This is a genomic window from Clostridium sp. KNHs205 (assembly GCF_000702945.1).
GTDB lineage: Bacteria > Bacillota > Clostridia > Lachnospirales > Lachnospiraceae > Anaerocolumna.
Genome location: NZ_JNLE01000003.1, coordinates 2,599,518 through 2,624,384, shown reverse-complemented (window position 1 = coordinate 2,624,384; position 24,867 = coordinate 2,599,518). Strand labels below are relative to the sequence as shown.

Sequence of the window (24,867 nt, the reverse complement as noted above, 5' to 3'; positions counted from 1 at the left end):
TTTTATATATTCTGCAGTTCATTGATACCCGACATCATTTCTGTAAATCCCATATACATCAGAGGAAATACAAAGAGCAGAATCAGTGTCATCATAAACGGCATTTTTGCCCTTTGTCCGCATTTGTTACGGCGGTCATCAATGTTATTCTTTAGTACTTCATCACGGGTATTACATAGATGCTCCCTGTTTTGTATCAAATCAATAAAGGCTTCTTTCAGTGATAATTCATCTACTGTCATTTTCATCTTCTCGATAAAACGTTTAAAATCCGGAATCGGTGTTTTTTCAATCATTGTATTCAATTCTGCGATTGGATTGGAGGCATACCCCTGATAGCAATAGGTCAGCATATCCTTATGTATGGTTGAAATTTGGGTTAGATGCTCCAGGGCCTCCATGGTATCACAATTCATTGACATTAAAATGGTCATGATTGTCTGCAGCTGCAGGAATTCCTCTTCCTCTTCTTCTTTCAGGAAGCTGTTTCGTTTTCTCAAAGTTATATTCGGAAGAAAATAACCAACTACTGCAATGACAAAAGCGATATTGATGTAATACCAGTAGAAATGAACTTTTTGAAGCCAGTCATATTTTTTAGCAAGTCTTGTTTTCTGATCTTCCACCTGTAAATTATTAATATCCGGCATGGTTCCCCTGATTAACTGGGTCAATTCTTCCTGTTCTGTTTCCTTTAAAGTCCCTTTCATCCGTTCAAAATTAAATTTACCTCTGTCCCTTAAACCAATGTAAGTCAGATCCATCTTAAGCAATTCTTCCTGGGTATACAAAGGCTCTCCGTTTTTATCCTTGTATTCCTTCTCATCAGATATCATCGATAAGGAACCTGTATAATGAAGCATGTAGTTCCTGCCGGCAATTGTTGCACTAAAAAACAGCAAAATAACAAAACAAAAAATAACAACTGCATATAAAAGTTTTTCAACATAAAACTCTTCAATTGATTTTTTTGAAAAGGCGTTTTCAAGCTTTTGTTTTAAAATCCGGCGTTTCCGGTTCTTGGGAGCAATGTTTTTAATAAAGTGATATATTTTTCTGTTCTTTAACAGATTATGAATAAATAAAATCCTGTCATCTTCCTTTACAACATGCATGCTGTTTGCTTTTGATATATAATCATAACAATAAATGCAGGCAACTATAATCAATATTCTGATGATATAACCTGCCATACCTTCTATAATAATGGAAGTTCCTGGCATATACTTTAGCAGGAACCACTGAACAAAGGGGATACAGGGTATTGGTATCAGTGTCAGATATTCCAATTTACCAAACTTCATAAACTGGTAATCCTGTCTTTCCAATTCCTGATTAATGTCCTTGTTCATAATCAGCAAGGTAGATATAAAGGTAGAATTCCCTTCCGCATCATATTCATCCCCGGTATTATTGATGGAATAGCAGACATATGCAAGGGTTTGGATGGGTTTAAAGGGAGTAGTTTCAAAAAACTCCTTAAGCCTTAATTCCCCATGTGTTGAAATAAGAACACTATGAATATTCTCCATTATTTTAGCTATCCGGTTCCCATAAGCCGCCGTCTCAAGGGATTCCACCACATCATTGCATCTCATATATTCAAGTCGGATGGATTCCATTGCATACTTTAACTGCGTGTATACGATGTAGTTAATGCTCTCCATTCGTTTTTCCAGCATCGTCGTTAAGAGGATATATGCCAATACCCCGCATAAAATTACGCTGGTAATATCACTGAATATAATTAATGCAACGGAAATTGTTGCAGCAACACAGGCGATGGTGGCTGTCAGGTATTTTGATAAAATAGCTTTCACTTCATTTTTACTATATACAGACATGGAGGAAAGCTTCTTCGTCATTACTCTTATGTAAGTCTTTAATACAGGAATTTTTTTATATTCTTCATACAAACAACAATAAAAAGCTTCCTGTTTTGTTTGCTTTTTATAATTTGTTTTTTGTTTAGCAAGCCATAATATAACTGCCCCTGCGATAAAGGTTAATACTAAAATTACCAATCCGGCAATCATAACAGGAGAAGCCATTATTTCTGATAAATATTTCATTGTTTTCTCTGCCTCCTATTGTACATTGCCGTTATTCTCCCATATTGAATTGCTGGGCAACCAGGCTCCGACTGCTTAAGAAGGCAACCGCTGAATTAAAATCAACTGCATTCTCTTCCGCTTCTTTTGCATTCTCGAATTTGGCTGTATCATCATAAGCTGCTTTTCTGGCCACTCCATGGTAATCTTCAACAATCTCGCCCTTCCAATAATAAGCCATGAATTTGTCAAATTCCTCCCGCTCCTTTTTGGAAAGTGCTCCTCTGATTTTTTCCCTTAAACCATCACTGAATTCTTCCTTGGGCAGATAGGTATCCGTATCTGTGTCATAAACCATGATATCTCTGGTAGAAAAGGATATACGGTCGGTCTGTCTTGTATAATACTCCTTATCCAGATCATATTTTAATTCATCTGCTCCTTTGTCCTGGTTGTATTCCGGATATGGTACACCTTCATCCAATTGGGTAATTTCCGTTATACGTTTGATATAACGCTTTCCCTCAGGTGTGAAATCCAGGTGCACATTTATTTTTAATACATCTGTTACCTGCTTTTCAGCCGTTGTCATATTATCAAAGCCGCCGGCATTCACCAGGGAATTTCTTAAAGTCAGTACAAGATCCTTTGCTTCATTTGCATGGTGGGAGAACAGGGTATACAGGGAACCGGTCATTGCCAGCTGAATCATACGTGCCGCTACCGGATCGGTAGCAACTTCTCCGATAATTGTAATAGCGGAATCGGATTTTTTAAGTGCATCCTGAAGAGATTCTGCTGAGACGGTATCGGTTTCCTGAACGGAATAAATATTTCTGTTCGGATAAATTTCACGAAGATACATTTCCGGTGCCATTTCCAGTACACGGATATTATAGCGGGGATCCATATAAGCGATTATTGCTTTCATAAGTGTCGTCTTACCAGAGCCCTGACGCCCGGTAACGGCAGTGGTTATCTGCCCTCTCATTAGAAACTCAATGAGGCGGATTGCTATTTCACCGTCCGTGACCCCCGGCTTTATAATAAGAGCTTCCGGCGAGATAATATCCAGCGTAAATTTACGGACAAAAGCTGCCCACATTTCACCTGCAGGCGGTCTTACTGCGAGAATACGTGATTTATCCTGCATGGTATTTACCAGATATCCGCGTTTTGCAGACAGCGGGCCGGGTGAATTCCATCGAATCAGCAGCTGGATTACCCGTCTCACTTCATCTTCCGAGCCGAAATCAAGGAATTGGAGGTGAATGTAGGAGCCTCTATAATACAACCATAAAGCATTTGTAGCTTCACTGAACGCCTCATTTTCTTCTTCCTCCTCTGACTGTCCGTAATTTACATTAATAGCATCCATAACTGAACCAGAAACACCCACATTATATCCGTTGATGTTCATCTCTGACAACGTATCAATACAACCAAATCCTTTATATGACTGGTATAAAAGAGTAGTAAATATATCTGTGACTTCGTCATCGGTTAAATGGTACTCCAATGCAAAATAACTTCCTTCCAAATCGGCTTTTGTTATATAATAAGCGGTATCGTTTTCGCTACCTATACCAACAGCCGGTCTTTCTTTATAAAAACTGTTTTCAAGAATCCACTTAGTTAATGCATCCCTGCCATACTGTTTTTTATATTTGTACATAATGATTTCAAACATGGTATTGGTATTGGGTTCACTTTCCTTATCAAGTCCTACAATCTGCCTGATTTTTTCAGGCTTCATATGTTCTGCCAGAAAAGTATGAATCATTTCTTTCACCATCAGCTTTGCACTGTCGATACCATAAACTGAGTTTTTCAAGGCTTCTTTTCTCTGGGCTTTTCTTTTAACAAGACGCTTTAAATCTTCATCAGATTCCTGACTGTTAATGGAATCCTCTTTTGTCAGATTAACAATATAGACTTTTAAGGCATCTAAAACTTCTTCAAAGGTAGATAAATCTTCTTCTATCACAACCTGTTTTTTAGCTTTCGCACGTATGTACAGAAAAAAAAGTATTAGTGTAATGACTATAATGGAAGCTAATCCAAGATTGAAGTTACTCATAATATATGCCTCCTCTTTTTAATAACTCCTAACCCTTCTTTTTTCTTCTCTGGTTGCCTGTTTTATACTTTGTATCCCACTGACCAGGTGCTTAATATCAGAATCCAGTTCAATAACATCTGCGTTTCTCTTTTGAATCTGTTCCGCCAGATACTTAAATTGCCCTCTGTTTGCACAGTAAGGAATCCATTGATTGAACCTCAGCTGATACCATTTATTCGGACGTTTGATTCCAAGGATTCCTGCCGTATCCTTTAGATTACCGATAATGTCGCAATATTTATTTACAACAACCAGGTTTGGGATATTAGCTGTGTGTTTCTGTATTTTAGTCTTTTGCGCTGTAAATCTTTTCAGCTCTGTTACAGACTGTGTCAGCACGAAAATCAGGCAATCCGTATGGGCAAGCACCAGTTTGACATTTTCTTTTTCAAGGTCATTTTCATCTATATCAAAAACAACATAATCGTGAGGAAATTCTCTACAGATGAATGAAAGTACCGTCTGCATCTGCTCCTGATTAACGTTTGTTTCCTTCCCGTTCTTAGTAATAAATGTATCGAGACTGAATAAATCCAGCTTCTCTGTTACTTCTCTGCAATAATTTCCGATATCATCTCTTCTAAGCCCTCCTTCTCTTATCAGATTAATAAGCTGAAGAGGATTATTGGTCTGGTCATCTGTCTCTTCAAAGCCCAAATATGGAAACATGGAATCGGATTTACTGGTTACATGCGTCAGGCAGACACTTTTATTGCGGGATGCCAGTTCAAAAGCCAATAAAGCTGCCACAGTAGTATTCCCATTCCCGTTAATATGTGGTGAAATTATCGATATATTCATGATTCGTATTCCTTTCATTTATCTTTTTTCGTATATGCATATCTCTTTCTTTTTAACAATTCGTAAAAGGTAGCAGGTTTTATATCTAGTATTCCGGCAAAGGCATTAACCAGAAAAGCAGAAACCAGTTTATCTTTTAACGGCTGCAGTTGCCGAAGTTCTTCTGTCTGGAATAAGTAAATGGAATACTCAGGCTTCCAGATTATCTGATGAAACTGTACCCCCTTTGGTATAACGGACTTATTCTTCCGGGGAGTCAGAGTCAGTGTCCCAAAAGTAATATTTTCCTGCTCCTCAATGATATCTTCCATGCTGGTCCCCATAAAGGTACTGTTATATTCACAAAGCATCAGAACATGACCTGCATCTTTGGGATAATAAGTATCTGATATATAAATGAGATATTCAGTCTCTCTGTTTATTTCCTGCTCTTCAATCTCTGCAAGGCTTTGTTCTGATAAAAGAGGTAATATATTTATTTTTATTTCTTCTATTACACCGTGATTTTCTGTTCCAGCATATAATCTCTTATAAGCCATATCATCCGTAATAACACTGGTTCGACCGGCTATTGAACATGCTCTCATAAATGGGTATGCCAAAATTCTTTTATCGGCTTTGCCCGTTATAGCTATTTTAATCATACAATTGTTTTCTCCTTTTACTCCGACTCCGTCTGTATCCTTGGTGTACTTACTCTATCAGCCGCAATACGTAGAATTATTTATTCTAAGATTTGACCAGTTCCCCTTGCCTGGTTAATAAAATGAAACAGGTGATGCACAAAACGTCGGACAATCCGTATGTACACCCCTGCTTATGGCAATAGCTTTTAGTTACTGTCCGAAGAACTGTCCTCAGTATCCTGAGTCTGGTTTTGTGCCTGATAATCTGCTTCTGCCTGCTTCTGGGCCTGTAAAGCATCATAGTCATCTTTAGCTTCTTTAAATTTATCAGCCAGGGTCTGCTTTCCGCCTGTTACTTTCTCATTAATTGTCACCTTGTCAGAACTGGTCAGCTGTGCTTCCAGCTGCTCTCTTCTCTTTAAAACATCACTGTAATCGGAAGTATCAATATTGGGATCTAAAAGCATAGTCTTTAAAACATCCAGACTGACCGGATAGTACTGCTGTGCCGCTGCCTGCACCCCACCCTCTATATAGGTAGAACCGTATGCCTTCGTACTGGAATATAAGGCTTCATCTGTCTGCATGGACTGGTAAGAATAAAAATCCTGCTGAGACACTATTAACTTCAAGGTTGACCCGTTAATTTCCACTACTTCTTTATGTGTCATGGCAATGAAATCCTGTCCCAATGGAAAGGCAATACGGATATCCACATAATCACCGATTTCAATTCCAATGGGTATCTCGTCCAATACCACATCCAAGGTTCTTTCATCATCTGTTAATTTCTGTTGCATCAGCATATCAGAAGTTACGATCGTGCCGCTGCTCAAAGATATTTTATAATAGTATCCTTCTATATCTTCCAATGAGATAACTGCATTCTGAGGCAATGAATATTCCGGAACCTCAATCATAGAAAATTGAAAATCCTGCATCTGGGTCCCGCTCTTAGCACTTGTATTCAGCTGATAAACTGCAACCAGTTCTCCAATTTCATCAAGCTGCTGCTGCAGATTGTTTATTTCATCCTCCCTGCGGGCTATGATATTATCATAGTTTTTTTTCATAATGAACACTCCTGCAGCCGCCAGTAACACTACAAGCAATGTGGCCATTATAAAATATTTTTTCTTTGAGTACATAACTGTTATCACCGTAAAATAAATCTACGGGATACCTCCTTCCTATTGGCCTGTAATATTTGTTTTGTCCACGAAAAATAAATCTCTGAATTCTTTGTTATATCAATAATATGACAGATAATTTTTAAATCTTGTCCAATTACCATTAATCACTGCCTTCAACTATAGTAACCATATCCAGCACCATAGGAATGTTAATGTCACTATTACATTGCCTGTAAATAAGTGTTCCTTTTTTCATATCAGCGTCATATAAAAGCAAACCTCTCATTATACTTCCATCCTCCTTTTCAATATAACATTCAAAGTAAGACGGAGCTTCATGGAGAAATCTGATTTTTCCGCTTAAAGCTTCATTACTTAAAAATTCCCTGCTTTCATCAATTCTGCACTTATAGATAAATCCGGAAGCATCTGCATATTTTTCAAGATTCTTAAAGTCTGGATTATAGGTGCTGCCAAGAATCAAACCACTGATTTCCCGTGTAAAATCCGTTTCAATTTCATCCAGGACTGTATCTGTCCTAACATTATTTTCTTCACTAAGAATCAGATATGTTTTCTTCTCTCCTGCATAATAACGACTCTCATAACTTTTTGCTGCATCTCCGCTTTTTTCCGTAAACGACTCTGTAACTATGTAGTCCTTCATATTTTCTTCTTTTATAACCTCCTGACTTTTATTCGCTTTACGTGAAATTGCAATTATTGATATGATTAGCAGTAGTAGTAATAAAACAAATATGAAAATTCGTTTTTTGGTAATATGCAATTTACTTTTCATAATTATCTCCTCTCCCTCCCGTTATTCACCATTAACAATAATTCCGGGTTCTGTCGTCTCTGTTATTATATTGTCGGGAGTATCGGTGTATTTGTTATCACCTTGGATTATTATTGGTGCTGCAGTACCATCTTTGTCTGTCATAGCTCCTGCCTGATTAAGGTCAGATGCCTTTACTGATTCATTTTCTGACAGCTTATCCAGTAAACGGGAATAATCACTTTTTTCAATTGTGCAGCCGGGATTAGCATTTTGCCATTGTTCATACCAGGCAGCGCTCCTTGTGCCATACAATAAAAGCGGATCAAAATATACCGTATTGAGCTTAAATCTGACCGTCATAGTTTTATTTTTTGTTTTTCCTAGTGTGCTATACTGTTTAACTTTTTGTTTTGTTTCTACCATTGGCTGGATACCCGTATACTCAATTTCAATAGAATTACCGGTTCTTACAGTAACAGAATCTGACGTAACTGCCGTTACCCTACCATTAAACTGGGAATAAATCTTATGTTCCTGCTGGATTGAAACTGTAAGTCCGTCATTGGTTTGCTTCTTTCCGCTCTCAATGGAAAAGGACTTGCCAAAAGGTATTAATACCATTAATTTATCCTTGGTGAAGGATTTCATATTATTACCGATAACTCCAATATTGGTAGAATCATTTACAGCGCTCAGTAAAGAATTGGCATAAGCAATTTTAGCTTCGATATCAGTATCATCGATTAGAGATAATTCAGAAGAATTCTTTTCCGTATATTCCGTTCTGAGAGATGCAGCTGTTTCGTATTCCACATAATCATCCAGAATAATTTCTATGGGTTTATTACTGCTAAAATCTTCTTCCAAAATCTCTTTTGCCTGATACCAGGCATCTTCTGTTTCTTTGAACTCTTTCAACTGTACCTCATCAATGTCTCCCAGTGCCAGAACCAGTTCATTCCACTCTTTCTGCTTGTAACAGGTACTTAAAATACCTTTGATCTCTGCCATGGAATCGTCATCCGTTAATCTGTTCATCCCCATCAATTCTCTCAGATCATCTGTGGTATATGCATCGGCAGCATACACTTTTATTGGAATTAATACTGCCAGAAGCAGCATTATTAGAAAAATCCGAATTTTTTTATACATTGCAAATACTCACCTTTTCAGTTGTTTTATTTTTAATATGATAGAATATTTTTTTATTCCCCTCTATAACGGGATATTTCAGGCAAAAATTGCAGAAAACCACATAATGATACAAAACCCCGGAGGGAAGGTTATCTAACTCCTGCTGCAGAGATTCAAGTCACATAGACTTTCTGAAGCAAGAGTTAGATAACCATATCTGTCCGGGGTGGATATATGTTTATAATAATTACTTGTTTATAATGTTAACTCTATCAGATAGATTTGAAAAACCCTTTATATGATATAAAGTTTTTTCCTTATGAAAAAGGCAAAAGAATTCTCCGGAAGTAGAGTTTCTCTTGCCTTTCATTTCTTCTAAATAAAACCTAAATTTTTAATAATTTCAGCCCTCCTCATACTACTTGCTGGAGATAAAACATTTACTGATTATCTACATATTTAACCATTTCAAAAAACCACAACGCCTTTTTAGGTAGACACCCAAGTGTTTCGCTTCGTTATGCCTCTAAACAGTTATCAAAATGGTTGTATAATAGTAAAATCCATTATGAGTTGTTCATAAAATCAACATTTCAAATATACTATCTTTTTTCTATATACTTAGTCCCATCAAGCGTGTTCAGATCAGTATCCACAAGTATTTTTGTCAAACTCATAGCAAGGTCAACTTCCACCTTGAAAATAACATCAATAGCTTCTTCAGGACCATCATTAATAACAATATACTCTATTCCTGTTATTGAATCAACTTCAACTAATATAAGAGAGCATTTCTCCATTTCCAATGAAAATTAGGTTTTATTGTTTTAGGCAATAATGTTATTTAACTTCCCAATTATTGTATTCATCTCTGTTTCCGTCAATTGACATACATTTTTCCAACCATTTGGGTTGCAATTCTTTAGGATGTTTTTTCTCAAATGTCTCCTTTGCAATTTTGATAGCCATATCATAATCACACTTTATATCTTTTTTAACTAAATTTTCATTCATTATTAGCCTCCAAACTTAATTATTGTTGCCCACATATAGTTTTGCCATAGCTTCACGTCTAATTTCCTGCCTAACATCCTCAGTTAACCAAGGCTCTTGTCCAAATGGTAACCACCCATCACCCTCAGCACCCCAAACGGAACTTCTTTTTTGACCTAGCAATTTCAAAATTGGTTCATCTGCTGGACTGGATTCAAGCGAATACCCAAAAGGATGAGTATGTCCAGAAAATTTCCCATAAACACCATTAAGTAAATCATCATACATTTCATGTGGACACTACTTCGGTTTCATTGACCCCTAATTATTAATCTTTGACCGCCTTGGGTAAACAGATTAATTCATCCCCTGTACTCCTGTCAACTGGCGTGAATCGTTCATTGTTAATAACTCTTTTGAATCAGACAAAATCCGTAGCCCCCCTCTTTAAAGGAGCTTAAAGCTATAACTTATATTATATAATTATCTTACATATAAATCCAATAACTGCTACAGTTCATTCTACACCTCTAATACTTTTTATCCTAATACTAGCCCTGTAAAGCCTTTATAATATATCCTCTTTGTTTTTTTGTTTCTATGTCAGCCAATCGAGTAGGTAACGGCTGCCTGCTGTTCTTATCTACCAAGCAAAAAACAAGATCTGTCGCAGTATTAAGTGAAATCCAATTTCCACATGATACAAAAATAGGTTTAACTCCTGTATGTGTTCTCAGTACTCTTCCGTAAACCTTTTCATTTATAATAATATCAGTATAAGCACCATCTTCATCTTTTGGCATTATATAGTTCGTATTTTTGATTTTTAAATAACTCTTGGCTACTCCTATAGTTGGTTTTTTTAGATAAAAGGAGGCATGAGTCGCTATCCCCATATTTCTATAATGTAAATATCCGTTGCCATCGAAAATTATTAAATCTGTATTATGATTAAGTAATTTATACGTATTAATAATTAATGGTAATTCTCGAAATGATAAATACCCCGGAATATAGGGCACACTGATTTTATCATATAGGGATCTTACTTCAATTATTTCTCTGGAATTACAATCAATCGTTACAATGCTACAAACAGCATATTCCATACCGTTCTCATTCCAGTAAGCTAAATCAACCCCAGATATTTTATTTAATTCCTCTTTTTTAAAACTATCTTTCAGAACAACCTTATCTATTAAGTTCAGTTGAATTTGGTTATAATAGCGCTCTAGTTCTTTATTGCTCATTTTCTCTCTCTCATAAAATTACATTTTTCAAAAATAATTATTTCCTACTTAATTTTTGATATAGTTATCTATTTGATACTTTTCTCTGTATTTTTCAATTTTCTTTTCTACTAAAAAGAAACTACTATTGCTTTCGCTTATTGAAGTTTTTCGAATTATTTCTCCTGATTCATTATATAATATACTATCAATAAATATATTACGTATGACAATACTTATACTTTTAATATTTCCATTTTTATAAAATTCTTTAGCCATGCCATTGATCGTATTATGATCTGTTTCATTTTCCTCCATTAGTTCCCCTGTATCGTAAAACTTTCTTTCTATTCCAGTCCTGTATCCGTCTTTTACTTCAAACTCCCAAGATGGTGTTCCTTTAAAATAATCTACGACTAATCCGGAATATGGTTTTTCCAACCTATCATCCATAAAAAACATATCTTCTCCAGTGTTAACGTCTGTATCTGTAAAAAGTTCATTATAATCTACTTTTTGCATACTAGACCTCCTATTTGCATTTATTAATTATGATTTAAAATATTGATTCCATCTGTTAAATATCTGCAGTGTTCACACCTTATTTTAGGTACAATTTCACCTGTTGTCATATAACACATCATTAATATAAGTTAACAAAGAACATCTATGTTCTGCAAACTTTAGAAGAAGCTTTTCTGTATGGGTATGGATTCATGGATGGCGTAAAGGTTTTTAAATATATAGACCAAATTATAGCTTTGTAAAAAGGCTTAGAATACACCCTGGCACAGTCCATTCTAACTTTTTTAAGGGGCTGTACCAGATTGTTTTTAAGCATTTTAAAAAGTTGCTGTGCAGATTCAATGCATAAAATATCCTTAACTTATTCTCACCAATACACAACATTTACCTTTTTGACTTCTTCTCTCTATAATTTTAATTCACTTTCTACATTATAGCTTAATAATAAGCTTGGTTTATATATTTACTTGTATAGGATTGATTTTAACTCATTCAAATCTTTTTCAAAACTAATATATTCTTCTTTCAATTCACCCTTGTAGGTTTTTAAATTCTCTTCTTTAATTAATTCAGTTAAGTGCTCTTTCATAAAATCAAAGTTTGCATTATTTCTTATAAAAAGAATAGCAAAATTTATATACAAACAGCATTCCTCTGTTAGACTAAAATCTTCTGCTTGGTCATAATCATTAAGTGATGCAAAAAAGGTATTATACTCATTATAATCACCTCTAATATGCAATCTTTCATATGAATCTTGTACCGCTTCTTTAATCTCATAATAAGTTAATACCATATAATCCTCCTATTTTGTATACACATTAAGTTTAATATTTGGAAACTTCCTTCTAAATTCAAAAATTATATTTGTACAGCTTTGGCACGCTGGTAACTCAGTATAAAGATTAATTGTACCAGATATTTTTGGATCTGTAATTTGTGATGCAATATCCTCTAAAATTTTAGCTTCAGTATCATGAAATCGGTCAAAAGGCTTTCCATCGATCTTTGACGCTGCTGGTTCATACGTCTTAAAAATTCGTTCAGCCTCAGACTTTTTCAAAGAAAAATCTGCTATATCTGCACCTTTATCACTCATAGAATCAATTTTGCTATGGGCACTAAATTCACTTTTAATCCCTTCAATTTTCACATCTGCCATTGCCATATTTCCACGTTTAGCAAGGTCATTGTTTGGCATTTGGCTTCTAATATTATTTAATTTATCTTGAGCAATGGTACTATAGTTACCCGAACCCTCAAAAGCAGAAAAATCAAAGTTCTTATAATTTCCCGCAACAGTAAGATCCTTATAATATCCATCTTCCAGTGCACTATAATAATTATAATCTTTAAGCCCCTGTCTGCCTTGCACATCAGACCAATACTGATTATACCGGCTTGCCTCTTCTTTTGTCATCCATTTACTGAAATCTTCTGGTATCAGGGCTTTATTGGCTGCCATACCTGCTGTTGTACCAAGCAGCATTGCTAAGGAAATGGTCACAGCCGAAGGTACTCCCGCTTTGTCACATACAATAACGGTTGTACCTGCAGCAGCTTCTGATACGACCTCTGCCGCAAACAGTTTCGCAAAAGCCACTCCTCCCTTACTGGCAAGGGCACCTTGTCCTAAGGTCACCAGGCTTACTGTCGCAGATACCAGTTTAAAAGTTCCTTCCGTGTCCGTTAAATAGTCTCCTGTAATCAGGGTTTTACCGGTTGCTGCTTCATATATGGGTATCACGATGGTCAGATCACTTAACTGCCCCAATAATTCCTTCCAGAACGGTGCGTCTTTTTTGTGGGTGAATTCTCTTAAGATAAGCTCATCCAGATACTTCTGCAGGCTTTTCTCATCTGAATCTATTTTACCACTATTGACCAAATCTTCATAGTCTTTTGCAAACAAATCCGCAAAGTCATCAACTTTTTGGTTATAGGTACTTCTTTCATAGGACCCGCCTTCGGTTTCCTCGTAACGGCTTCCTATAAAATCCTCCAGGTTGAGCTCCGGCATCTCTACCTCAAATCCATACCCTCTTCCTCCTCCATTTACAGTGACATTTTTCTGAACCCCAAGGGTATTATCCGTCTTTCCGTCTGTCATATCGATGGTAGCCATAATATCCACCGCTTCGTTAAAGCCTTTATACAGAGGATCCTCCAGGTAATTATCAATGTCATACAACACATCATTAATATAGGTTAACAAAGAACATCTATGTTCTGCAAACTCATCGATTCTTTGCCCTTGTGAAAGAAAACCTGCACCTATGGATTTGGAGTCCAACTCTCCTTCAATGTCCTTGCACAGCTCATCAAGATCTGCAAAATCAAAGAGGAGATTAACCCCATATCCTGATGTAATATTGGCTCTCTCCAGCCAGGTGTACTTATGTATTACTTCTCTTTCCAGTTGTCTTACCATGACAGTTCCTCCAGGAAGCTTCCTGCCGCCGACAGGTTAAGGTTCAGCTGAGCTAAATCCAGATATGCTTTATTACCATTAGAAGCAATTCGGATAAAAGTGCGGATGTGTGACCATTGTAAATCCAATATAATCTCCTCCTTTTCTCATTTGTTGTAATTCACCATTTATTGATTTTTTCTTAGATTATAAAAAAGTAAATTATTAACGTGTAAAGTGCTTGTGATTTAAAATGACTAACTGTGCAAATTTTTAACGTTGATTTATGTGGTTTTCAAATTTATTACTACCTTCAATCATTTACTTTTATGAAAATTGAAATTTTCCGTTCGACTTTTCATCTTTCACCTATTTGCTAACCAGTTTGCTAAATAGTTTTTATATAAAGCATTAAACCCAATACATTTATGTTTAAATAAAAAACTCCGGAGAGAGAAGATATATTCTCTAACAATAGCTACTATCCTGTAAACCATCTACTGTAAGTGTTATATCCCCATCTCTCCGGAGTTTCTATTTTTAATGTGTATGCTGGGTTGAAATATCTACCAGGGATGATTTCGTATCATAAGCTGCGATAAAGGTGGGAATCGTACCATCAAAGGTATAAGTAGTACCATCCACTGTTATATAGCCATTATCGTTTCCTGTACTGTATTTTAGGTTCCATTCATCACCGATTGCTTTGATGTCTGCAGTCATTAGGATGACATAATCGTCATTATCGTTATATTCCTTCCCTGCCTGATATTCGTTTGTAATCGTATACTCTGTCCCTGAAATCAGGAAGGCAGTGCCTACATCATACTCTTTATCAGCCACTTTAGCAGTCAGAAAAGCCTTAGAAAACTGCTTTGTCTTTGTCACACCGTCTTCAACATAAGATGCCACATACCAGTTGTCCTCCGGTGCTAGGTGGATTCCTTTTTCCCGGTAGGCTACAAAAGTCGAAGAGGAGGGAACTCCGATGGAGAGATGCCATCTCTGTGCCTGATGATAGAACATCTCACTGACAAACTCATTGTCTAAGTTAGTTTCTATCCCTCCGTTAATACCATTAGCGGTAATTCCAAGCCTTGATGCCTGCTCTTTTATCGCTGAAATCTGGCTGCTGCCGACAAACGTTCTGGCTCTAACACCCGGCTGCAGGCATTGCAGTGAACCCAGGTTATAGAAATTTCCAAAGGGAACCGTCAAATACTTGTAGGTGGTAATCTCTCCTTCTGAGTCTCTTACCGGCTCAATGAAGTAGTCTCTTACCGCATCCGTATTACTGGCTTCCTTTCCGCCTGCTGTGTAGTTACGCCTTGCCGCTTCATCTGTCCAGTTCAGATACATGGTATACTTATAGAGCTTGTCAGCAAGGGTATCATACCCCTCCTTGTAATTCCCGTTGTCATCCATGTATTCTGAATAAAGACCGAAATAATTTATGGGCTGTGTATTGCCGTCATTGTTGATATAAACATCCACAGGTGTCAGTTCACCGCTTGTTTTATTCAGCGCGTAGAAATAAGGGATAACCTGAAGGTATTGGTTGTAGTCTCCCATGGTTGTGACATCGAAAAGGACATTATAACCAAGTTTCAGCTGTTCTTTCTGCAGGATCGACTTGGAGTTCTTATCCGCCGATAAGCTTAAGCCGCTGCTTTCTGCTTTGGTGGTCCATTCCTGTGCACCCCAGGTATTATAATACCCTTTCTCCTTACTGACCTGTTCCCCCCTTACGTCTACTGCCAAAGGATATCCGGCTGTATTTCTGTGCCAGGACAGATAATGCTCTGAGATCGAACTGTCCACCCGTGAGATTATTCCCTGCACCAGCCAGTCCTCATTGGTTTCAGCGATTGACTTCTTAAAGTAATTACTAAACCTCATATCATCGGAATCCTCCACAATAAGATTTCCGATACGCCCGATCACATCCAGATAAGCCATTTTAGCTGCAGTATGATTGGCGGTGAAGTCATTGAATCTGTCTTTGTTGGTCGAATAGGTATTGCCATAATAGTATATGTCATACTCCTCTTCATAGCTGTCATTGCCGGAATAAGGATCCTCTGTTGTGCTTTGCCCGTCGTAGTTAATACCTTCTACGGCAAACTGGGCCTCCACGCAGGCATGCTCGTTGTTTTCCAACAAACAGTAGAAATTGTATTCCTTGCAGGGGTCACTTACATTTACCGTACCATCACTGTTCAATACAAATATCTTCCCATTCATTACCGCCATATTATTTCCTTCAATCAGGGTCGTACTGCCTCCGTTGCACCGCATCAGACCGTTTGCCCTATCGAACACATAGGTATTGCCGTCAATCGTAAGATTGGTCCCATCGGTCAAAGCATATTTTCTGGTAGTGGAGGCATCTATGATCTCTAAAGGGATCCAGTTGCCCGCCGGATAGCTTTCCCAGACACCCCTTCTTTCATACAGGACATCAAAGTCAAACTTCACATACTTTTCTCTTGTCCATTCCGTGGTATCCATTCCCTGTTTATAACCTTTTCCCCGGTATACGGAAGGCTGCAGTATCCCGTAAGAATCCTTTCCCTGGAAATCTCCAGCATTCGGGAAATAGATCTTGAAGAAGTTATCAAGGGTAATATAAGTAGCCTGTTGTACTTTGGTACCATTGGCATCGATTACTTCCAGCTTTGTATGCTTATGATTTTCATCGTTACCGCAGGGATCCCAGCATATATCACTGGCATAGTCATAATGACCGCCGGAATGATGGGGTTCGGTACAGGTCAGGATGGTCTGTTCGGTATAGGTTATTCCGGTGTTGTTCCTGGTCTTGCAATTCCAGATAGGGTTAACGATGGTCACTCCATCTGTGGTTACCTTATCAGGAATCAGATTCATGTTGGCCCTAATAAAGTTAAACAGCTCATTATCTTCCGGTATTGTCTTAACATCAAGGACGGTAACCTTGGCATACCCATTTCCTGCTCTGACTCCCTGCTGCAGTGTGACGTTGGTAAAGGCTGCATACTTCTGATTTGCCCGGTAAGTGGTGTCACAGCCGGTATAACCGGATACATAAGAGGCTCCACCGGCTCCACCCTGGTAAGCACCTCCGCCGGAAGCACCGCCATAGTAGCCACCTCCGCCACCGCCGTAATCCGCAGCAGAATTCGTATTAGCACCACCATAGCCAAAACCACCGTTAACGCCTCCGGCTGCGGCAGCTCCACCGCCTGTCTGGGTACCATATCCATAATTCGCTTCATACCCGCTGGTTACAGCTCCTCCGCCGTTAATACCTCCGCCGGCGCCTCCGGTTTCATCGTTATCATTTGCCAAAGGCGTGCTGTAAGTTCCCGGCTGTTTGGAGTGATAAGCACCGGATGCTTCACCTATATCATCCGAACCACCGCCGCCTCCGGCAACTAATATCCTGCTTTTTAAACTGTTAAGATCGTTCCAGTTACCGGCTGTTATACGGAAGTCCGTGGCGCCTCCGCCAGCGCCGATTTTCGTAGTGGAAGCCCAGACAGCATTTCCACCGCCATTCCAGCCACCGGCTGCCGTACCGGTATTGGTGGTTCCTTTTTCTCCTACATAGATGTATAGGGTCGTGGTTTCTTTTAAAGTTACGGTTCCTGAAGTATATCCGCCTTTACCGCCACGGGATCCCCTGGAAGTTCCACTTGCTGTATTACCACCGCCAGCTGCACCAAAGGCTTCCAGCTGATAGGTTCCTGCAGGCAGTGTTATAGCCTGTACCCCACCGGTGTAACCGTAGGTGTATGTCTGTCCTGCTTTTACCACTCCTGTGGGATTTTGGATGGTGTTGTTCGTAATCACCGTATCATAGGAGGTAACTGTTTCACCGGATAAAAGAGTTATTGTAGCATAACCATTACCGCTTCTCGTGCCGGAGGTCATGCTTCCATTGGTAACACCTCCAATATATCCCGAACCCCCCTGACCTCCGTAAGATGCTCCATCGTAACTGGCCGCACCGCCATAATATCCTCCGCCACCAGCTCCTACATAATTTGAACATGCATGGGAATAACCCTGACCCTGACCAAGAGAATATGATGCTGAGGCATAATTACCACCTGTGCCGTTATACCAGCTGCCACTGTAATTACCTCCTCCGCCTCCGCCGGCTACAATTACTCTGTTATTTAGTGCTGTGCCGCCAATACGTATATCCGTTGCACCGCCACCATAGGTAGTTGAATTACTGTCACCGTTACCGGTAGAAGTACCGCCGCCATTATAGCCGTACTGACCTCCTACATAAATATAAACTTGCTGTCCGGAGGTTAGTGTATAATTTCCTTTTGAATACCCGCCAAGGCCAGAATAGTAACCACTGGCCTGCGCACCCCAGGTCTCAAACGTATAGGTACCTGCTGTCGGTGCCGTAAAGATCTGATAACTGCCAGTATATCCAAAATTATATGCAGTACCTGACGGGACAGTGGGTACTTGGGTTACCTTCTCTGTTTCTGTATCAAGAACCGCGGTCTTGCTGGTGTTACTGTCAACATTACTTACTCCGCTGCTGGTTCCAATTGCCATCCACAATTCCACTTTATTTACAATTGTAGTGTTTCCACCCGGTATACCGGTTGCCGTAACATAAGGAGCATAAGAACCAATTGCATACCACCAGTTTCCGTGATAGGTTGAACCATCTAGTAGAGAAGCACCTGAAGTGGATTTGACCAATCCTCCCCAAAAGTTATCGTTCATCTGAATAGCTACAGCTTCATATCCTGCAGCCGATTGTGAACCATCAGAATTGGTTTCCAACTCATCCTGCGGCCTGTTCGTCTGCTTCCATATGTTGGTTTGCCCGTTCTCTGGATAATATAGCATAAATTCATATTTGGAACCTGTTTTTAAATTCTGTATCTGATTTAAGCAGGAATACTTGAATGTACTATTAGTATTTAAAGCCTCCGTTTCATCGGCAAAATATTGACCGGTTGTGGAATCATGATAGTATACACGCCCCCACAGTTTTCCATTATATGTTTTGGTCAGCATTCCCTCCGGTATATTGGTATCATTAATATTAAATTGTGTAACAACTTTATTAAACAATTCCGTTCCAAGCTCTTTCTTCAAAGACGTCCAGTTACCGGCTTTTGCTTCTGCCAAAGCAATTTGGTATCCTTCACTACCTATGGTCAGGCAGGAGGAGTCGTGGATGTGCTTAGAGAAATTGGATATGATGCCATAGGATCCGTCGTTGAAGGTGCCTGCCCAATCGATAGTGGTAACTTTCTTTATCGGTATACCGTTATACAAATCCTGATAAACCGGATTAGCCTTCTTATAGGTAGTATAACAGCTTGCCGTATGTTCCAGAGTACCTCCGCATCTGGTAATTACTATATTATCTGTATAGAAATTCGTTGCATATGATGCATTGTATTCCCAACAACCAATGTTAAGACCCTCACCTCTCATGGTCTCATCAATAGCAGCGGCTGCAATCTGAGCCTCCGTAAGTCCTGTTGTGATCTGTGCTATGACCTTTGTACCATCTATGGATAATTCACAGTCATATAAGGACCCAAGACTAAAGGTAGCTACTACTTTGACTTTACGTCCCAGGATATTTGCTGATGAAGTCCTCTTTTCTCCTGAACTTGTTATGAACATCGGAGAACCGGTATTTGCGGGAAGATACAATCCCACACCACCTATTGAGAACAGCATGGTATTGGATGCCGGTGCGGCCGGTATATAAACATCCGCGGATATTCTGACTCTGGAGGTGGGTGTCATGTAAATCTTGCAGTCATTGTAGGAGAAATTAAGGCTGGTCCCTGCTCCTGCCACTTTCAGAAATTGTCCTGTACCAAAGCCGGAATAAGTTTCATCACCTGACGTCAATGAGAATCCTTCTGGCAGCTTATAAGTCGTATGGGCACCGTCTGTATTGACGATATTGTTTGTTATGTATTCATCCGCTGTACCAGATGCATCATCATCAAATACATTTTCTGTTTCTTTTTTATCAAAATTAAAGGAAAGGCTTGTGGTATCCAATGTATACTTACAATTTAGTACCCTGTATTCACACAGAGCAGGTGTCCCCGGGCATTTCTCAAGTGCCTTAAGGGTTTCCATAGCATCCTTTACAATTCCTTCTTCTGTACGCTGATCCTCAACCTCTGATTTGACAATCATTGCATCCTGTGCAGAGACTGCATTCAATACAATAAAGTTGTTCACTTTATAGTCCGAATTATCATCGTAGGCTGAATATTTCGACTCATAGATTAGCCCTGGACCATAATGATATCCACCCTCTACCAATATATCGCTTTCTTTTTCCTCAAAGGCATCCGGTATCTCATCCTCATCGGCAGTTCCGTCATCGGCGTTCTCTTCTCCGTCCCCAGCATTCTTACTTTCTCCTGCATCCTCCGGTACTGTTACTACAGTATCTCCGACTACCTTATACTTCAAAACAGGGATATAGAATACAAAAGAATCACCGGTTATATATTCATCATTACCATTTGTCGGATCCTGCTTTATCTTATCTATGTACAGAAGCAAGTCATTTTTTCGGTTCATACGCGTTTGCGCCTTTCCCGGAGAGGCTATATTGGAAGTGCCGTAGGCAGGCCTTGTAAAGGTTTGGTTACTTGTTACGCGGGCCAGTCCCAATTCATCCTTGGGCGATGCGAAGACGGATATGTCGTTGTCGAATCTTGTAGCTATTCTGGCATTATCTCCTGTCCCCTTATATTTAGATGAAGTCTGATCATATTTCCCGTTATAGGAACCTACATTAATCGCCGTCTCTATTGCTTTTGCAAAGGTAGTGGCATTATTGGTCCACATCTTATTCCATTTCGCATCAACCTGCTCCTGGGTGGAAGCTTTTTTAACATCTCCCGAAGCTTGCAAGGAATTGAAATCCTCCTGGGCTTTTACGGCTTTGGTATTTTCTTCATAATAGACCGGACTCTGGTCTCCGCTGGAGGTCTGTAAGATAAGCATATCTGAGATTACAGTAGCCGTTACCGGCTGGGTACGCCTTGTGTAGAAGCGCTTCCATTCCTCTGTTGTCAGATCCCTGGAATCCAGTTTATTTCCATATGCGGTTTTGGGTGTGGCAACCGTTGCAGTATTGTCTGATATGAAGTCTTCTGTGGTTATGTTTACTGCCGGTGCTGTTCCAAAGCCTGTGGTCTTGCCGTTACTATACAATATACCGGAGGCATACCCCAGTTCATGTCCAGTCTTAGCCGGTGGAGCCGGGTTCATTGGGCTCTGTACCTTTGCTAGACCATCGCATTTATTTGTTCTCTTATATTCTCCGCTTGACATTTCTTCATAATACACCTTATCCCCTTGCGCTTCCTGCAGTGAATATCTGATTCTGCCGATTTGCGAGCCATTCGTCAATTTCTTGTCTGTGTTATAGGCTGGATTATTATAGGCTGCTATGTTGTAAAAGATATTCGGGTCACCCTGGGTTATACCGGCAATAATGTTCTCTTTTCCGTCGTAGGTGATATCCGACATCTCAGTGACATAACCGTTCTGAAGTTTGTAAACATTACTCTTTGTTATCTTAATGGTATCATAGGTAAGATCCTGGGACCAAACATCTTCGATAGCCGGCAGATCATGGACACAGCAGGGGCCGCATAAAGCATGTGCTGGTAAGCTTGGAAGCCCGGTCTTTGTAGTTGCTGCCACGTCTGTAGCATTCCCATCGGAATTGCTTGAGGTAAGGGTACCATTTTGGAAAGTCACCTTGATTGTATAATTAATCGTAGCAGAGGCACCCTGGGTTATATCCACGGCATCTGTAAAGCTTCCACAGTTATGTGTGTGTTCAACACCCGGAACCGCAGGCCTGCCGCCGTTCCCGTCCTTATCAGGCGGAACGGCTGCTATCGGTGCTGTATGCCAGCCTGTAGCTCCGTGACCATGACCACAATCAGAGTAACCGCTTCCAAAGCCCAATTTACCGGGGCTCCACCCCCAGCCACTGCCTAATTTTCCTTTATCATTGCTATTTAAGGAAGCTGCTGAAGCACTGGAGGAAGAATAAGTCCCGCCGCCATAGCTTCTTGGGGTTGTAACAGTGTATCCATTACTTCCCCCTGTTAAGGTAATTGTAATAATGGCATTCCCCACCTTGTACTGTCTGACCTGTCCGTCACTGTCGGCGATTTTCTGGACGGTATAGCTGCTGTTGGTGGCTTCCATATCCGTTGCCCACTTAGTTGCCTGTTCCAATGCTTTATTGTAAGCATCGACCTTCCAGTCTGTGGAGGGGTCTTTTTTTGTTCTAAGCTTTCCTACATCAAAGTCCTTTCCGGCACAAGGTGTGCCGGCTTTTCCTTTGTCAAAGGATCCGTTATCGGAAGGCTCCTGTGTCCCATTGTCTATACTGCCTGTCCACTCTGCCCATAAAGTAGTTTCTCCGGTATGATCGCTTACGGTAATGTTGCCGGAGCTGTTGCCTTCAGGTGTTGCAATCTGAGAAGCTTCCGCTGTTACGGACTTACTGATTGTTTTACCTGTCGAATCTCCTACAAAGGTCAGATTTTCGGAATACTTGCCTGTACCTCCTATTAACTTGTCATTTTCCTTATATTCGCATTCTGTTCCGTTGTAATGAGTGATATATTCTCTGGTAGCTGTTGTATCATGCTCATAGTTCACCTGCAGGTCAGCCATGAATTCATTGCCACCTGAGGAAAAATATAAGGTTCTGGTTGAAGGAACACCTGCCATTGCCTCAAAGGTCTCATTGTAAATAGTTCCTTCCTTAATCTCTGCATAGGCAAGCGATGGCTCCCTGGAAGACCAGGAATCTGTAGGGTAGTCCAAATCTTCAGGAGTCGGAGTAAGAGGATTCCATTTATATTTATGATAAACATTATTGCTTTGCCTAACCTCTGCAAGAGTTGTATTCTTACTACTTATCACTAGATTCCCTGTATCTGTGTCTGCCTTACCTGTTGTATAATACCATTTCTTATCCTGTGCCTGGTACTGAATATATACTCTTGCAGCATATTTAACAGCTTTTTCACCATCCTCTTCTCTAACTAACATAGAAGCAATTGAGGTATCAACCCATTGATTAATGGCCTTTTTACCTTTTAATAATTCCTTCATATCATTAGCCGTTATTTTTACCCAGGAATTAGAGGTACACCAGGTATTAGTCCCTGTATGAATCTGAGTATATTTTTTATCGCTTAAAGTATCAAACTTAGCACCGTCATTATCTCTGTACAGCAATATTTTAACTCTAAAATTACTGATATTATTTTGTTTTATAAATGTATCCCATTCTTTAATACTTGATTCTTCACCAGGTTTCTCACCTTTAATGTTCAGAGCATTTAATAATACTTGAACTTTTACGGTATCATCTGTAGGCACTGTATCATCTTGCAATTTGCTAGGATCTTTTAGTTCATAATATTTTCTTAGGTTAATATTTTTTGTTTTCTCATCATATAAAGGCCCTGTTTTCTTATTAATTGTATTATAAACCGTTGAATCCGTTTGCAATTTCACCCCATAGTTAACGGTGGAACCTGCGATAGGCGGCTCCAAAGCCCAATTGGTACCATACCACGGAGTGGAATTTTCATCTACCTGAAATCTAAGAAGTTTTATTAATTCTGCATCATTATAAGAATCGCCCCAAACCAGCTTACCGTCCTTTACCTTTCTTACTTCTTCGGATAAAATACGGCTAATTATAGCTGTGGAATAGATTCCCGTATTCTTATAGGTACTTGGTTTTGATAATTCTACCGCCTTTTTTAATCTTTTATTATAGACTTTACTATTTGCAACATTTGCAACTTTAAAGGACGAAACTAAATCTGATAAATTAAAGTCACTCTTAACATTATAAGCCGTCTGAGTAAGGTCATTGCTAGAGACAAATACGGTTGCCGGTTCCACATCGCCACCTTTTGTACTTAAACTTTCAAGCCTCGCAACCATACTATGGGTAATAGATAGAGTGGCCGCTCCTTTGTTATCCTTCATATAGCTTTTTATACCGTTCTGCCAATATGTACGGTTATTAGCCATTGCATTTAGTGTCATTAATAGATCCAGGTATCTCAAGTCTAACTCTTCAATAACTGTTATGCTGTATACTTTTAACTTTCCATTACTGTCAATTCCCTTGGTATCATAATTTGTCTTACGTTCTTCTACCCAATTAGAAACTAGAAATCTTTTAGGGAAAGAATTGTAATTCATAAATTCTTCCATTTTCTTTTTAATATCTACAGTGTAAGTATAGCCTGTGGAACTGGTTCCTTGTGTATTTGTATCAGTTATAAATGACCACACCTTTAACGATTCGTCTATCTTTGCAGCAGAAGGTTTCTCTAATAATTTCGCAAAATCCGGATCTTTGGAAAGAGCTGCAAAATTACGGTTATTCTTAATATATAACCCCAGTATATTCTGATAGAAAACCCCATTTGGGGCAGGATTCTTATTTGTTCTGTGGCTTGCATCAAAATCAATTATGCTTTTTGTCGTTTCAGGATCGTTGACTCCTCCGTATAACATCATAGAACCATTTAGACTGCTTCTTCTTGCCTTGTATACCTGCTTTTTTGTATTAAATCCTTTATCCTCCAGATATTCCGATAAAGTATTGGAGCATATCCACAATGCATTCGAATTAGCATATGGTATAACTGATTTTATTGCTTTTACTGTTTTATCATAACCATCCGCTTCTGCTGTAGATATTTTTGTCGGATAAAAACTTACTATAAATGCGGGATGCGTTATCGGCCAAATCGAAGCATTACCACTTTTTGTTCCTGCAACTACTGCTCCTCCCTGTTTACCAAGGACATAAGATTCTGACTTTGATTGTGCGTGGTTTTCTGTTATAAGTAACAGAAATATCAGGCTAATAATGGATAAAGCAACTGCTATTATCAATTTATGTCTTGACTTTCTGTTTGATTTCTTTAGAACTTCAGATATTCTCCGTAAATCGTAAAACATTTTGTTTGCCTCCTTTCTTTACATTTTGTTTATATTC

At 39.0% G+C, this 24,867-nt stretch carries 16 protein-coding genes; all 16 read right to left on the bottom strand.

Going from position 1 to position 24,867, the window contains the following annotated elements:
• Positions 1-2: 2 nt before the first annotated feature.
• Complete coding sequence (locus BR73_RS0110990) at positions 3-2,072, bottom strand: hypothetical protein (RefSeq protein ID WP_033165560.1); 2,070 nt, start codon at positions 2,070-2,072, stop codon at positions 3-5.
• A 31-nt stretch (positions 2,073-2,103) separates the two neighbouring features.
• Positions 2,104-4,131 carry an ATPase, T2SS/T4P/T4SS family gene (locus BR73_RS0110985; RefSeq protein ID WP_051685135.1) on the bottom strand — a complete coding sequence of 676 codons (2,028 nt, stop codon included), beginning with the start codon at positions 4,129-4,131 and terminating at the stop codon, positions 2,104-2,106.
• 18 nt (positions 4,132-4,149) lie between these two features.
• The gene (locus BR73_RS0110980) at positions 4,150-4,974 is read right to left on the bottom strand and encodes a hypothetical protein (protein ID WP_033165559.1); all 825 of its coding nucleotides are present in this window, start codon (positions 4,972-4,974) and stop codon (positions 4,150-4,152) included.
• Between the two features lie 14 nt (positions 4,975-4,988).
• Positions 4,989-5,618 carry a hypothetical protein gene (locus BR73_RS0110975; RefSeq protein ID WP_033165558.1) on the bottom strand — a complete coding sequence of 210 codons (630 nt, stop codon included), beginning with the start codon at positions 5,616-5,618 and terminating at the stop codon, positions 4,989-4,991.
• Between the two features lie 188 nt (positions 5,619-5,806).
• Positions 5,807-6,673, bottom strand: coding sequence for an SAF domain-containing protein (locus BR73_RS0110970; RefSeq protein WP_156034690.1), 867 nt, complete (start codon positions 6,671-6,673; stop codon positions 5,807-5,809).
• Between the two features lie 220 nt (positions 6,674-6,893).
• Positions 6,894-7,532 carry a hypothetical protein gene (locus tag BR73_RS0110965; RefSeq protein ID WP_033165556.1) on the bottom strand — a complete coding sequence of 213 codons (639 nt, stop codon included), beginning with the start codon at positions 7,530-7,532 and terminating at the stop codon, positions 6,894-6,896.
• Positions 7,533-7,553: 21 nt separating this feature from the next.
• Positions 7,554-8,666, bottom strand: coding sequence for a hypothetical protein (locus BR73_RS0110960; RefSeq protein WP_033165555.1), 1,113 nt, complete (start codon positions 8,664-8,666; stop codon positions 7,554-7,556).
• A 584-nt stretch (positions 8,667-9,250) separates the two neighbouring features.
• Complete coding sequence (locus BR73_RS0110955; RefSeq protein ID WP_033165554.1) at positions 9,251-9,454, bottom strand: hypothetical protein; 204 nt, start codon at positions 9,452-9,454, stop codon at positions 9,251-9,253.
• Positions 9,455-9,488: 34 nt separating this feature from the next.
• Positions 9,489-9,662 carry a hypothetical protein gene (locus tag BR73_RS28735; RefSeq protein WP_156034688.1) on the bottom strand — a complete coding sequence of 58 codons (174 nt, stop codon included), beginning with the start codon at positions 9,660-9,662 and terminating at the stop codon, positions 9,489-9,491.
• Between the two features lie 15 nt (positions 9,663-9,677).
• Positions 9,678-9,929 carry a hypothetical protein gene (locus BR73_RS0110950; RefSeq protein WP_033165553.1) on the bottom strand — a complete coding sequence of 84 codons (252 nt, stop codon included), beginning with the start codon at positions 9,927-9,929 and terminating at the stop codon, positions 9,678-9,680.
• A 263-nt stretch (positions 9,930-10,192) separates the two neighbouring features.
• The gene (locus tag BR73_RS0110945; protein ID WP_033165552.1) at positions 10,193-10,891 is read right to left on the bottom strand and encodes an endonuclease V; all 699 of its coding nucleotides are present in this window, start codon (positions 10,889-10,891) and stop codon (positions 10,193-10,195) included.
• Between the two features lie 48 nt (positions 10,892-10,939).
• The gene (locus BR73_RS0110940; RefSeq protein WP_033165551.1) at positions 10,940-11,392 is read right to left on the bottom strand and encodes a hypothetical protein; all 453 of its coding nucleotides are present in this window, start codon (positions 11,390-11,392) and stop codon (positions 10,940-10,942) included.
• Positions 11,393-11,858: 466 nt separating this feature from the next.
• Positions 11,859-12,191, bottom strand: a complete 333-nt coding sequence (locus tag BR73_RS0110935; RefSeq protein WP_033165550.1) for a hypothetical protein — start codon at positions 12,189-12,191, stop codon at positions 11,859-11,861.
• Between the two features lie 9 nt (positions 12,192-12,200).
• Positions 12,201-13,826, bottom strand: a complete 1,626-nt coding sequence (locus BR73_RS28290) for a deaminase domain-containing protein (RefSeq protein WP_081848616.1) — start codon at positions 13,824-13,826, stop codon at positions 12,201-12,203.
• On the bottom strand, positions 13,820-13,954 hold the full coding sequence (locus tag BR73_RS29630) for a hypothetical protein (protein ID WP_278248528.1): 135 nt from the start codon (positions 13,952-13,954) through the stop codon (positions 13,820-13,822). Before BR73_RS29630 ends, BR73_RS28290 begins: the two co-directional genes overlap by 7 nt.
• Before the next feature lie 391 nt (positions 13,955-14,345).
• On the bottom strand, positions 14,346-24,830 hold the full coding sequence (locus BR73_RS0110925) for a glycine rich domain-containing protein (RefSeq protein ID WP_033165549.1): 10,485 nt from the start codon (positions 24,828-24,830) through the stop codon (positions 14,346-14,348).
• Positions 24,831-24,867: the final 37 nt, after the last annotated feature.